The organism is Haloarchaeobius iranensis (assembly GCF_900103505.1).
In the GTDB taxonomy this organism is placed as follows: domain Archaea; phylum Halobacteriota; class Halobacteria; order Halobacteriales; family Natrialbaceae; genus Haloarchaeobius; species Haloarchaeobius iranensis.
Window position 1 is genome coordinate 75,066 of sequence record NZ_FNIA01000004.1, and the last position, 12,537, is coordinate 87,602.

The 12,537-nt window shown below is 70.3% G+C and carries 11 protein-coding genes; 4 read left to right on the forward strand and 7 right to left on the reverse strand.

What is annotated here, in order from left to right:
• Positions 1-12 precede the first annotated feature (12 nt).
• Both hutG and hutU read right to left on the reverse strand, forming a co-directional pair.
• On the reverse strand, positions 13-939 hold the full coding sequence (gene hutG, locus BLT27_RS04515) for a formimidoylglutamase (protein ID WP_089731849.1): 927 nt from the start codon (positions 937-939) through the stop codon (positions 13-15).
• Entirely contained in the window at positions 936-2,777 is a 1,842-nt protein-coding gene (gene hutU, locus BLT27_RS04520) for a urocanate hydratase (RefSeq protein WP_089731850.1), read from the reverse strand. The genes hutG and hutU overlap by 4 nt, the downstream gene beginning before the upstream one ends.
• 83 nt (positions 2,778-2,860) lie before the next feature.
• On the opposite strand from hutU, the gene BLT27_RS04525 reads away from it, so the two are divergent.
• Complete coding sequence (locus tag BLT27_RS04525; RefSeq protein WP_089731851.1) at positions 2,861-3,502, forward strand: helix-turn-helix domain-containing protein; 642 nt, start codon at positions 2,861-2,863, stop codon at positions 3,500-3,502.
• A gap of 18 nt (positions 3,503-3,520) precedes the next feature.
• Here BLT27_RS04525 and BLT27_RS04530 read toward each other — a convergent pair whose 3' ends face one another.
• Together BLT27_RS04530 and BLT27_RS04535 are read right to left on the reverse strand one after the other, a co-directional pair.
• Positions 3,521-4,129, reverse strand: coding sequence for a hypothetical protein (locus BLT27_RS04530; protein ID WP_089731852.1), 609 nt, complete (start codon positions 4,127-4,129; stop codon positions 3,521-3,523).
• Between the two features lie 50 nt (positions 4,130-4,179).
• Positions 4,180-4,584 carry a hypothetical protein gene (locus tag BLT27_RS04535; protein ID WP_089731853.1) on the reverse strand — a complete coding sequence of 135 codons (405 nt, stop codon included), beginning with the start codon at positions 4,582-4,584 and terminating at the stop codon, positions 4,180-4,182.
• A 520-nt stretch (positions 4,585-5,104) separates the two neighbouring features.
• Here BLT27_RS04535 and BLT27_RS04540 point away from each other — a divergent pair.
• From BLT27_RS04540 to BLT27_RS04550, 3 genes are all read left to right on the forward strand, one after another.
• Entirely contained in the window at positions 5,105-5,749 is a 645-nt protein-coding gene (locus BLT27_RS04540; protein ID WP_089731854.1) for a DUF6735 family protein, read from the forward strand.
• Positions 5,750-5,803: 54 nt separating this feature from the next.
• Entirely contained in the window at positions 5,804-6,556 is a 753-nt protein-coding gene (gene nucS / locus BLT27_RS04545) for an endonuclease NucS (protein ID WP_281241449.1), read from the forward strand.
• Positions 6,557-6,631: 75 nt separating this feature from the next.
• Complete coding sequence (locus tag BLT27_RS04550; RefSeq protein WP_089731855.1) at positions 6,632-7,105, forward strand: cupin domain-containing protein; 474 nt, start codon at positions 6,632-6,634, stop codon at positions 7,103-7,105.
• Between the two features lie 16 nt (positions 7,106-7,121).
• On the opposite strand, the gene BLT27_RS04555 is transcribed toward BLT27_RS04550, so the two are convergent.
• From BLT27_RS04555 to BLT27_RS04565, 3 genes are all read right to left on the reverse strand, one after another.
• Complete coding sequence (locus tag BLT27_RS04555) at positions 7,122-8,939, reverse strand: hypothetical protein (protein ID WP_139172247.1); 1,818 nt, start codon at positions 8,937-8,939, stop codon at positions 7,122-7,124.
• A gap of 260 nt (positions 8,940-9,199) precedes the next feature.
• Positions 9,200-11,896 carry a DNA mismatch repair protein MutS gene (mutS, locus tag BLT27_RS04560; protein WP_089731857.1) on the reverse strand — a complete coding sequence of 899 codons (2,697 nt, stop codon included), beginning with the start codon at positions 11,894-11,896 and terminating at the stop codon, positions 9,200-9,202.
• A gap of 70 nt (positions 11,897-11,966) precedes the next feature.
• Complete coding sequence (locus BLT27_RS04565) at positions 11,967-12,533, reverse strand: SRPBCC family protein (RefSeq protein WP_089731858.1); 567 nt, start codon at positions 12,531-12,533, stop codon at positions 11,967-11,969.
• Positions 12,534-12,537 lie beyond the last annotated feature (4 nt).

The window sequence follows — 12,537 nt, forward strand, 5'->3', positions numbered from 1 at the left end:
CGACGAGGTCCGTCACGCCGACCACCCCGCGAGGACGTGGGCGACGGCGCGGGCGGCCGCGTCGACAGTTCGGCCGTCGTCGGCGTCGAGCGAGGGTGCCGTCTCGACGATCTCGAAGCCGGCGACGCGGTCGTCGCTGGCGACGAGCCGCAGCGCGCGGTACAGCTCTCGGGACGTCAGCCCGCCGGGCGTCGGCGCGCTCGCGCCCGGCGCGGCCGCCGCGTCCAGCACGTCGATGTCCACGGAGACGTACACCCGGTCCACGTCGCCGAGGCCGTCGAGCGCGCTGTCGGCCGCCGCGACCGTGTCCTCGCCGACCTCCTCCGCGGTGACGACCTCGCCGCCCCGCTCGCGGAGGTCGTCGTGGTACGCAGTCGAGGTCTCGAAGTGCCGGACGCCGACGGGCGCGTAGGCGTCCAGACCGGCGTCGAACAGCTGGCGGTACGGCGTCCCGCTGGTCGGCCCACCCGCTGGAACCTCACGGCAGTCGAGATGCGCGTCGAAGTTGACGACGCCGACGCTTCCCGACTCGAGCAACGGACGGACGTTCGCCACCGTCAGGGAGTTGTCCCCGCCGAGGAAGACGGGCAGGGCGTCGGTCTCGTGGACCGCAGCGGTCGTCTCCGCGACCGCGTCCTGCACGGCCGCGACGCCGCCCGCCGCCGGGAGGGCCACGTCGCCGAGGTCGCCGATGGCCGAGGCCGGGCCGGCGTCGAAGTGGTGGCTCTTGACGCTCGCCAGCGACTCGCGGATGGCGGCGGGTCCGTCGGCGGCACCCTGCCGACCGATGACCGCGCCGTCGTAGGGCTCGCCGACGAGGACGGCGTCGTAGTCGTCGGCGGACGACAGGGTGGTCGACTCGACGACGTGGCCGAACTGCTCGTCGTTCGGGTCCGACGAGGTGCCCGACCAGTCGCGCGCGGCGGTGAACGCCGTCATTCGTCGGCGTCCCCACCGCTCGTGTCGTCGGTCGTCTCGCGGTCACGCATCGGCACCCGAACGTCCGATTCGCGGGCCTCGGCCAGCGCCTCCTCGTAGCCCGCGTCCGCGTGACGGATGACCCCCATGCCGGGGTCGGTGGTGAACACGCGCTTTGCCGTCTCGGCGGCCTGCTCGCTGCCGTCGAGGACGACGTGGTTGTTCGTGTGCAGCGAGTTGCCGATGCCGACGCCACCGCCGTCGTGGACCGAGACGATGTCCGCGCCGGCGGCCGTGTTCAGGAGCGCGTTCAGGATGGGCCAGTCCGCCACGGCGTCGGAGCCGTCGCGCATCGCCTCCGTCTCGCGGTTCGGGCTGGCGACGGAGCCGGCGTCGAGGTGGTCGCGGGTGACGACGACCGGCGCGGATATCTCGCCCTCCGCGACGAGTTCGTTGATCCGCAGCGCGAAGCGGGCGCGCTCGGTGAGACCATCGTCGTCGCCTGCTCCGGCGGCTTCGCCGCCTCCGTCTCGATTCGCCTCCGGCGCATCGCCTGCCTGATACCCCAGCCAGCACACCCGGCTCGGGAGACCCTGGAAGTGGACCTGCTCCTGTGCGAGCTCGATCCACCGCCGCAGGTGGTCCTTCTCGGGGAACAGTTCGAGGATGGCCTCGTCGGTCCGGTGGATGTCCTCGGGGTCGCCCGAGAGCGCGGCCCACCGGAACGGGCCCTTGCCGCGGCAGAACAGCGGGCGGATGTACGCCGGGACGAAGCCGGGGAAGTCGAACGCATCCTCCCGGTTGCGGTGGTCCTCGACCTGGCCGCGGATGTTGTTGCCGTACTCGAACGCGATTGCCCCCTCGTCCTGCATCGCGAGGATGCCATCGACGTGGCGCTCCATCGTGTCCACGCTCTCCTCGACGTACTGCTCGGGGTCGCGCTCGCGGAGTTCGTCCGCCTCCGCGACGGTGTAGCCCGACGGGTAGTAGCCCTCCAGCTCGTCGTGCGCGCTCGTCTGGTCGGTGACCACGTCGGGCACCCAGCCGCGCTCCAGCAGGCCCTCGAACATGTCGGCGGCGTTCATGTGGACGCCGATGGAGAACGGCTCGCCGGCCTCCGCGGCCGCCTCGGCGCGCTCGATGGCCTCGTCCAGGTCGTCGGTCTTCGCCATGCAGTACCCCGTCTCGATGCGGCGGTCGATGCGCTCCTCGTCGACCTCGGCCGCGATGCAGACGCCGTGGTTCATCGTCACCGCGAGGGGCTGTGCGCCGCCCATCCCGCCGAGCCCGGCCGTGACGACGGTCTTCCCGCGCAGGCCGTCGTTGTCGGGGTAGTGCTGGCGGGCGAGCTCGGCGAGCGTCTCGTAGGTGCCCTGGATGATGCCCTGCGTGCCGATGTACGCCCACGACCCCGCGGTCATCTGGCCGTACATGATGAGCCCCTTCGACTCCAGCTCGTGGAAGTGCTCCCAGCTGTCCCAGCGGCCGACGATGTTCGAGTTCGCGATGAGCACGCGCGGGGACTCCTCGCGCGTCCGGAACACGCCGACGGGCTTGCCCGACTGCACCAGCAGCGTCTCGTCGTCGTCGAGCTCCCGCAGCTCCGCCAGGATGGCGTCGTAGGCGTCCCAGCTCCGGGCCGCGCGGCCGGTCCCGCCGTACACCACGAGCTCCTCGGGCTTCTCGGCGACCTCGGGGTCTAAGTTGTTGTTCAGCATCCGCAGCGCGGCCTCCTGCCGCCACCCCTTGCACTCGATGTCGGTGCCAGTCGGTGCACCCTGGTACTCGCGCCACTGTTCGGACGGTTCGCCGACATCGTGGCCTCCTTCGTCGCTCCCGCCCTCGTCGTGCTGTTGCATACCTCCACAGACGGCGGCCAACCCGAAGGGAGATTACCAAGCTATGGGAGGCATTTTTAAATACTCCGTGCGAAACGTCGGCTATGCACGAGGTCACGGCCCGAATCGCCGACGACAGCCCCTACGCCGCCGCCACGGCCGGCACGGACGCCTCGGTCGAGCTCTGGTGCAACGACCACCGGGACCTGCTCCACGTGCGCGGCCCCGCAGAGGGCGTCCGCGAGCACGTCGAGGCCGCCGTCGGCGTCTCGGACGCCGTCGCCCACGACGACGAACTGCTGCTCGTCACCGCCGACTGTCTGCGCGAGCACGACGACACCATCGAGCCGTACGTCGCCGCCAACGACTGCCTGCTCGTCCCGCCGATCCGGTACGAGCGCGGCGCGAAGGTCGTCCGCGTGCTCGCGCTCGACCCCGCGAACCTCACCGGGTTCTACCACGACATCGCCGCGGACCACGACGTGACCGTCGAGGCAAAGCACGACCGTGCGCGGCCGTCTCGACGGTCGCCGCTTGTGGACCTCGACGCCGTCCTCCCCGACCTGAGCCCGCGCCAGCGCGAGGCGCTCGTGACCGCGTTCGAGGCCGGCTACTACGAGATCCCCCGCGAGGCGACGACGGCCGACCTTGGCGAGGCGCTCGGCGTGGACCGCCGTACCGCCGAGGAGCACCTTCGCCGCGCCGAGAACAAGCTGCTGGGTGCGCTCGCGCCGCGGTTGCGGTGAACTCGACGGTACCTCGTGTTACCCAGCGTCGGGTTCGAGCAGCTGGCGGAGGGCCCGGGCCGTACCGGGTCGAACGACGAACGGCGTCGACAGCGGTGCGTCCGCGTCGGTCGTTAGCTCGAACCGGACCACGGTCGCGACGCCGCACGACACCGTCCGGACAGACTCGACGTCCGAGACCGTCGTGCGACGACCGTTCACCTCGACGAGACCGGTATCGAGGTCAACCGACCCCGCCGAGCGGCAGGTCCCGTGGAGGAGCGCCGAGGGGACGAACACGACGAGGAACGAGCCGACGAGTGCGTCGAACGAGACGGTCGCGGCGGCCGCCAGCCCGACCACGCCGACGACTGAGGCGACGAGCAGGAGGTGGACGCTGTAGTCACGAAACGGCCAGAGGCCGTCCAGTTGCCCGTCGAGGCCGAGCCAGTACGCCACGGCGACGACCAGCCCGACCACGACCGAGAACGGCCGTTCGGCGACTCCGGCCACGCTCCCGAGCACGACCAGACTCAGGGTGTACGTGAGCAGCAGCGAAACACCGCCGAAGGAGGCGAACAGCAGGGCTGCCAGGCCCCGGTGCAGTGTCGACGTTGTCGCGTCGAAACGCCACTCAATTCGCCGCATCCTCTACTCGTCTATCTACAGGCAGTTATTGTAAACTGCTTCGTCCCGATTCACTCCTCGAAGTCGACCACCCGCGCCTCGGTGCCGCCGGGCCAGTCGAACGTGAACCGGCACTCCCCGCCGGTCCCCCCGGACAGCGACTCCGTCCGCTCTACCGTCACCGATTCGCCGGCACCGACCGGGACGTCCAGTGTTGCCAGGGGCGCGTACCCCGGTCCGCTCTGGTTGAGCGTCGCACGGAAGGCGCCGTCCACCTCGGCCGTGTTCTCGACGGTGGCGGTGAACGTGGCCGAGCCACGGCTGTCGGACGGCTCGACGTCGAACGCCAGAAGTTCGAACGACGGCGGTGCGCGCCGGAGCGACGCGAGCACGGCCGGCGGGAGCGTCCAGGCGACCGTCTCGCCGGCGACCGACAGCTCGATTCGACCCTCCTCGGCGTCGAGCGATTCGGGCACTTCGAACAGGAGCGAGCCACCGCCGTCATCGGCGTGGTCGTCCCCACGTCAAGCACGAAGGCGTCCTTGGTGGGTGCGACACCGTCGAGTGCGACCTGACCGAACACGTACTGCTGCTCGGCGGAGACGCCCTTGGAGTCGGGCGTCGTGAAGTGGACGAACGACTCCGTCGTCGCGACCGTCTCGACCGTCACGCTCCCCCCGCCTATCGTGGCCGACTCCGCAACCGTGACCGCGGTCTCGTTGGCTCCGCTCGCCGTCGTGCGCCCCGGTGTGGTCGCCGTCCAGGTCCGGGCCGTGTCCGTCCCGCCCCCCGGCGAGTCACCGTCCCCCAGACAGCCGCTCGCCGGGACGACAGCGCAACAGAGTGCGAGAAGCGTCCGTCGGTTCATACCCGGGAAACCGGGACGAACCGGTAAGTGCTTTCAGCAAGCTGAAACTCCGATCGAACCTACCGCAACCGCGAGACGGCCCGACTCCCCATCCCACCGTTTATGAACGATACCGGGACCAGTGACGGGTGGATGACACCGACCCCACGTCGTTCGGCTGCCAGCCCTCCGACCGCACTCTCGACGACGACGAGCCCATGGGCCACCGCGCGCTCGTAGCCTACGGCCGCGCCGACGGGACGTACTCGCTCCATCACTCGCAGTGGGGCGCGCTCGGGTTCGCGCTGTCCGACGACCTCGGCCCGGACAGCCCGTTCGGGGCCGACGCCGACTGGGAGCAGGCAGCGCACGAGGCGCTGGTCGACGGCGAGCGACCCGAGGTCCCGCCGGACCACGACGCGCCGGTCGACCCCGAACCGCGGGGCTCCATCCGCGCGCTCGACGGCCTCCCCAAACGCTTCGACTTCCTGGAGTACGAGGCCGCGTTCGTCGTCTCGCGGACCGGCGACGTCCGCGCGTTCCAGCCCTGCTGGTTCGCCCGGGCACTGGACGACGCAGAGCCCATGGGCGACGGCGCGCTGGTCTCGGTCCGGCGCGGGCGTGACCCAGTCAGGGATGCTGCCCGCATCTCGGCGTGGTTCCGGGGCGTCGCCGACACGGTGCGCGTGCTCCACGAGTGCGGGACCGTAGACGAGCCCACCGCCCGCGAGCATCTCCGGACCCGACTCCGGGAGTGGGCCGCCGAGGGCCGGACGGTGCTGCTGGCATCCTGAGAACGCGCCCCCGACGCGTGCGGCTTTTGTACCGCCGCCCCCGAGATAGGGGCAGTGTCACGGGAGCGAACCGGAAGCGGGGTCAGGACCGTCGTCGAGCCATCCCTGGCGCGGGCGGAGGCGGCGATGGCGGACGCGCTGGCGGGCGGCGACCTGCTCACCGTCTTCGGGCGCTGCGCGGTCGACTACGAGGGTCGGGCGTCGAGCACGCTCGGCCCGGGCGACCGCCACGTCACCGCCAAGCCCGACGGGACGGTGCTGGTCCACACCGACGAGGGGCAGCAGCCGGTGAACTGGCAACCGCCGGGGTGCTCGCAACGCGTCGAGCGGGACGCGGACGACGACGCGCTCCGGCTGGTCAGCACCCGGGCGAACCCCGACGAGGAGCTGGTCGTCGCGTTCGAGTCGGTCCGGCAGGTGTCCGCGTTCGCCGTCGACGACGGCGAGAGCCTGTCGCTGACCGGCTCGGAGGCGGACCTCCGGCAGCGCATCCTCGAATCGCCGGGGCTGGTCGAACCGGGGTTCCAGCCGCTCGTGACCGAGCGGCGGACCGCCGCCGGCGCGGTCGACATCTTCGGGGAGGACGCGGACGGCAACGTCGTCGTCGTCGAGCTCAAGCGCAAGCGCGTCGGGCCCGACGCGGTCGGGCAGCTGAGCAGGTACGTCGACGCCCTGGAGCGGGACCTCCACGCCGATGCCACGGTCCGGGGTATCCTCGTCGCGCCGTCGGTCACCGAGCGCGCGCGGCGGATGCTCGCCGAGCGCGGGCTGGAGTTCTCGGCGGTCGAACCCCCCGGCGAGGACTGAGTCGGACCGCCGACTCGTACCGAGCGCCTCGCCGCGACGGGTGGACTTTTCTGGCTGCCGGCCGCAGTCCGGCGCATGGAGAAGGTCGACATCGACGACGTGGAACCGGCGTTCATGGACGGCTCGGAGCTCGACCGGCGCGGCCTCTCGGACCCGCTGGGGACCGAGGACCTCGCCATCAACTACTACGCCATCGAGCCCGGGGAGTCGCTCTCGGGTGGGATGCACGCCCACTTCGACCAGGAGGAGGTGTTCTACGTGGTCGAGGGCGAGGTGACCTTCGAGACGCCCGATGACGAGTTCGTGGTCGGCGAACACGAGGTCGTCCGCTTCGCGCCGGGCGACTTCCAGACGAGCGTCAACGACGGCGACGAGGACGCGGTCGTCATCGCGCTCGGCGCGCCGAAGCCGAGCGAGGACATCCGCGTCCCGATGGCGTGTCGGGAGTGTGGCGACTCGGAGACGCTCCGGTTCCTCATGGACACGGAGGGCGGCGAGCACCGTCTCCGCTGTCCGGAGTGCGGGAACGAGTTCGACGCGCCGGTCTGACCGGCGGCGTCGGCCGTCACTCGGCCCAGAACGAGATCGGCGGCAGCCGCGACCAGTTCGCGGAGCTGCTTCCGGTGTGGAGCCGCTTCCTGGTGCGTAACTCGACGATGTAGCTGCACTCCTCGGGGACCTCGTCGGCGATGTCGAACTCGGCGTTGTAGTGGGTGGACTGCATGGCCTTGAGCTGCGAGCCCGACAGCGTGGCGCTGTAGAACGACACCTCTGAGTCGACGTCGCTCCCGGTCTCGGTGTCCTCGAGCTCGTTCCAGCCCGCGTTGTTCGGCTTCAGCTGTATCTCGGCGTCCCTGAGATGGGGATGGTGGATGGTGTAGGCCAGGTCGACGTCGTCCGTCGAGATGGGGTCACACGCACCGCTGGCCTGCTGGGGGAGTTCGAGCTTCCGGAACGCGCTGGTGTTGTCGACGACCGCACGGTTCAGCGTCTGGCCGTGTGCCGGGAGGTACGAGATGCCACCGCTGGGGGTCACCTCGCGCGCCTCGAACCGGAACGAGAACGTCTCGACGCCGATCTCGTCGGCCGGGTCGATGTCGTCGCCCGCCTGGGCCGCACCGTCCGGCACGTCCGACTCGGTCGTGAGGTGCTCGGTGTCGATACCCAGCAGGACGTCCGTGTCGAGCCAGCTGAACGAGCTTCGGGCACTCGGCGGGATGCCCTCCTCGTCGAACGTCCGCTGGATGGCGTCGTTGATGTTGAACCAGCCCTGGTTGTCCATGTCGTCACGCGTCGCCGTCACCGAGTAGCGCTCGAGCCCGCTCGCGGTGAACCGGACGAGCATCCCGACCTCGACGGACTGGGCGAGCAGGTTGGGGTTGTTCTGGTCGCCGACTGCAGCGGTGAACGCTCCGGAGGACAGCGGCGGGTCCGAGTTGTCCGCGGTCGTCGTCGAGACGAGGAACCGGTACTCGACGTCGTTGCCGCCGCCGGTCGACCGGGGGGTGCTCCCGGTCATCCGCAAGGTGCCGGTCAGCCCCCACTTCATCGAGCCGGCGTAGCCGTCGTCGTCGAAGTCGGCGTCGACGTCGAACGCGGTGCCGACGCGGGTCCAGGCGGTCGGGATGGGGTCGTCGCCGTCGCCCGGGGTGAAGTCCACACAGAGGTCGACGTGAGCGCAGTGCCCGACGTCCTCGCGGCCCGGCTCGCGCCCGTCGCTGGGCTCCTCGTCGATGAGGGTGCTCCCGCCGGACGAGGCGACCCGGAAGAACAGGTCCGGCCCGCCCCTGAACTCGATGGGCATGAACGGTGCGGGGGTCTCCTCGAAGTCCTCCCGGGAGTAGTAGATGCTGTACCAGCCACCCGAGTCCGTCGTTGCCGTCCCCAGCTCGTCCCGCTGGATGATGTCGGCGTCGAAGGCGGTCACGCTGAGGTCGGGCACCGGGACCGTCGGTTCCTCCTCGTCGGCGCAGGTGGTCACCTGCCCACAGACCATCCACGTGTCGAAGGCCTCGAGGACCGAACACCACTGGCTCTCGGTCAGACACTCGTCCCACTCCGCGACCATCCCCTCCTGGCCCTCCATCCAGTCGGGCTGGACGACGGTGACTGTCGCGTGGACGACGTCGTCGCCGCCGGCGGGGTCGGGAATCCGGGCCGCAACGACGATGGGGTCGCCGAAGTACTCGTCCGCCTTCTGGTCGAGCGTCACCGAGAACGAGCCCGAGCCGTCGGTCTCCGCGCTCGCCAGGCGGCCACGGGTCTGCTCTTCCAGCTCCCCCTCGGTCCCGACCCTGAAGGTCTGCTTGGTGCGCGCCGATGCCGCCCTCGTTATCCCCTCCTCGTCCGGGGCACGGTAGAGCACCACCGTCGTATCTGCCATCGGTTCTTCCATCCCGGGACACGGCCGTCTGCACAGGGTTCCGTTGAACGTGTATTGCATCGGTATCCTCCACTAGCTATCGCCGCTAGCAACCGTACGTTCACGACTGTTCTATTTAAAGACAGGAGTAACTTTTCGTAGGTTAGAAGAAGAATCAGGGGTAGCCGACCGTTTCGAGGCCCTGAGGACCACAACAACCAGGCCGTACTACGACGGGCATCCGGGTACCTATCTATCTCTTTGAATATTCTGGACAGCCGCTACTCCAGTTCGCGCTTGAGTTCGTCCAGCAGGCGGAGTGCCTCCATCGGCGTCGTATCCGCGACGGTTATCGCCCGGAGGCGGTCCGCGACGGCGGCCCTGACGTCGTCGTCGTCGTCCGGCGACCGGTCCGGCGTGGCTCCGTGCTCACCGGGTCCGCCCGGGTCCGGCACGGCACGCTCGTCCGCAGCCTCCGCACCGTACTCGTCCGTCGTCCGCGCCAGCAGCTCCCGCGACCGGTCGAGCACCGAGGTCGGGACGCCGGCCGCACGGGCCACCTCGACGCCGTAGGACGCGGTGGCTGGGCCGCGGCCCACCTCGTGGTTGAACCGCACTTCGTCGTCGGTCTCCGTGGCGGAGAAGTGGAGGTTGAACGCGCCGTCGAGTTCCCGGGCCGTCTCGGTCAGCTCGTGGTGGTGCGTCGCAAAGAGCGTCGTCGCCCGGAGCTCGTCGTGGACGTACTCGGTGACGGCGCGGGCGATGGCGAGCCCGTCGGCCGTCGAGGTCCCGCGGCCGACCTCGTCGAGCAGGACCAGCGAGTCCTCGCTGGCCTCCCGGAGGATGTCCGCGAGCTCGGTCATCTCGACCATGAAGGTCGACTGCCCGCCGGCGATGTCGTCGCTCGCGCCGACGCGGGTGAACACCCGGTCGAGGATGCGGAGGTCGGTCGCGGCCGCCGGGACGAAGCTGCCGGCCTGGGCCATGATACAGATGAGAGCGACCTGCCGCATGTACGTCGACTTCCCGCTCATGTTGGGGCCGGTGACGACGGCGAGGTACTCGTCCCGGTCGAAGCTGGCGTCGTTCGGGACGAACGAGTCCTGGGTGCGCTCGACGACGGGGTGGCGGCCGGCCTCGATGTCGATGCCGGTCTCGGAGAAGGTGGGGCGCGAGTAGTCGTACTGCGCTGCCGCCGTGGCGAAGGCGACGAACACGTCGAGCGCGGCGACCCGGTCGGCGAGGCGCTGGACGCGCTCGGTCTCGGCGGCGACCGCCTCGCGCACCTCGCGGAACAGCTCGTACTCCAGGTCGTCGGCGCGCTGCTCCGCCCGGAATATCTCGTCCTCGCGCTCCTTCAGCTCCGGCGTGTAGAACCGCTCCGAGTTCTTGAGCGTCTGTCTGCGCTGGTAGTCCTCAGGCACGGCGTCGAGGTTCGGGTTCGTCACCTCGATGTAGTAGCCGTGGACCTGGTTGTGCCCGACCTTCAGCGAGTCGATGCCGGTGCGCTCGCGCTCCTGTGCTTCGAGCTCGTCGATCCACCGCTTGCCCGACCGCTCGGTCTCGCGGAGCTCGTCGAGCCGGTCGTCGTAGTCCTCCCGAATCACACCGCCCTCTGTCACCTCGATTGGCGGTTCGGGGCGGATAGCTCGCCCGACGAGGTCCCGAACGTCTTCGAGTTCGTCGAGCCCGTCGCGCAGGCCGACGAGGCGATCGCAGTCGGCGTCGGCGAGCGTCGCCTTCAGCTCCGGCACCACGTCGAGGGTGTCGTTCAGCGAGCGGAGGTCCCGAGCGTTGGCGCGACCGCGGGAGACGCGGGCGATGAGCCGCTCCACGTCGTACACGTCCCGCAGCAGTTCGTGGAGCTGCTCCCGCGTGGCGGGGTCCCGGCTGAGCTCGCCGACGGCGTCGTGGCGACCGGCGATGCGCTCCTCGTCGACGAGCGGCCGGCGGAGCCAGTCCGTGAGCCGACGGCGGCCCATCGCGCAGGCCGTCTCGTCGAGCACGTCCGCCAGCGTCGCGCCTTCGACGCCTCGCACCGCGCGGCGCTCGAACAGCTCGAGGCTGGCGAGGGCGGTCGGGTCGAGCACCATGTACTCCCGCGGGTCGTACCTCGTGAGGTGGTTGAGGTAGTCGAGGTGGCCGTCCGCCGGGGCAGTTGTGTCCGCCGAGTCGTCCGTCGCCGGCTCGCCGGCCCCACCGCGTGCGTACTCGGCGTACGCGAGCAGCGCGCCGCAGGCCCGGACCTCGGCCTCGCCCGCGAGCAGGCTGTCCGGGTCGCCGAAGTACTCGCGGACCTTCTCGGCGGCGGCGTCGACGTCGAAGGCGGTTCGGTCGAACGGCGAAACCATGCAGTCCGCCGGGAACGCGTCGCTGCCGACCTCGGGGCCGACGATGGCCTCGGCGGGGTCGAACCGTCCGACCTCGTCGGTGACGGCCGCCGGCGACGGCGGCGCGGTCGCGTAGAAGTCGCCCGTCGACACGTCGAGCACCGCGAAGCCGTACTCCTCGGTTGTGGCGGGGTCGTCGTCCGGGTCCGCGCTCCGGGTGAGACAGGCGACGAAGTTGTTGTCCGCCGAGGCGAGCAGTTCGTCTTCGGTGAGCGTGCCGGGCGTGACGACCCTGGTGACCGCCCGGTCGACAACCCCCGTCGTCTCCGCCGGCTCCTGCACCTGGTCCGCGACCGCAACCCGGTAGCCGGCCTCCAGCAACGACTCGATGTAGCTCTCGGCGTTGTCGATGGGCACGCCCGCCATCGGGTAGCGGCCCGTCGAGTCCTCCCGCTTGGTCAGCGTCACCTCGCAGATTCGGCTCGTGACCTCTGCGGCCTCGCAGAACGTCTCGTAGAAGTCGCCGACCTGGAACAGCACGAGCGCGTCGTCGTAGCGCCCGGTCAGCTCGAAGTACTGCCGCATCATCGGCGTCAGCTCGTCGGCCTGCTCGGCCATCTTCTCGGGCGGTCCGAGCGCTCCGTCCATGGGTGCGGCTCAGGAAGCCGACCCACAAGAGCGACCCGGTCTGTGATGCCGAATCGGTGACGGGCTCCGGTCAGATGGTCGACGGGCGAACGTGGAACTCGAGGTCCACCGGGCGGCGTTCGCCCTCGAGGTCGGCGACGGCCCGCTCGAACACCTGCTGTGCCTCGCGGGCGGCGAGAGGTTTGATGCGCCGGAGCACCCAGTCGGTCGAGACCATCGGCGGGAGGCGGAGCCGGCCGAGGCGGGACCGCTGGCGGTCGAACTCGATGCGGAGTCGGATCCGGGTCGCGGGGCCGTCCTCCCCGGTCGACCGGCCACCGTCGGCTGCAGCGTCCGCCGCGTCCGGTCTCTCGTCGGCGGGCTCCAGCCCCCAGTAGCCCCTCGCGTGCACGTCCTTCGGGATGCGCCAGTCGATGCGATTCGGGCGGTCGAGCCCCGTCACGGCCGGCGTCAGCGTGTAGGAGAGCTTCCACCACTGGAGCGTGATGTCGAAACGGGTCCCGACGGAGCCGTCGCCGCGTCTGGTCACGTCCGAGACGTACTCCGAGTAGCGCTCGTGGTTCGTGAAGTCCAGCAGGAACTCGAACGCCTCCTCGCGGGGCACGTCCACGACGGTCGAGAGCTCGACTGCGTCCACGCCC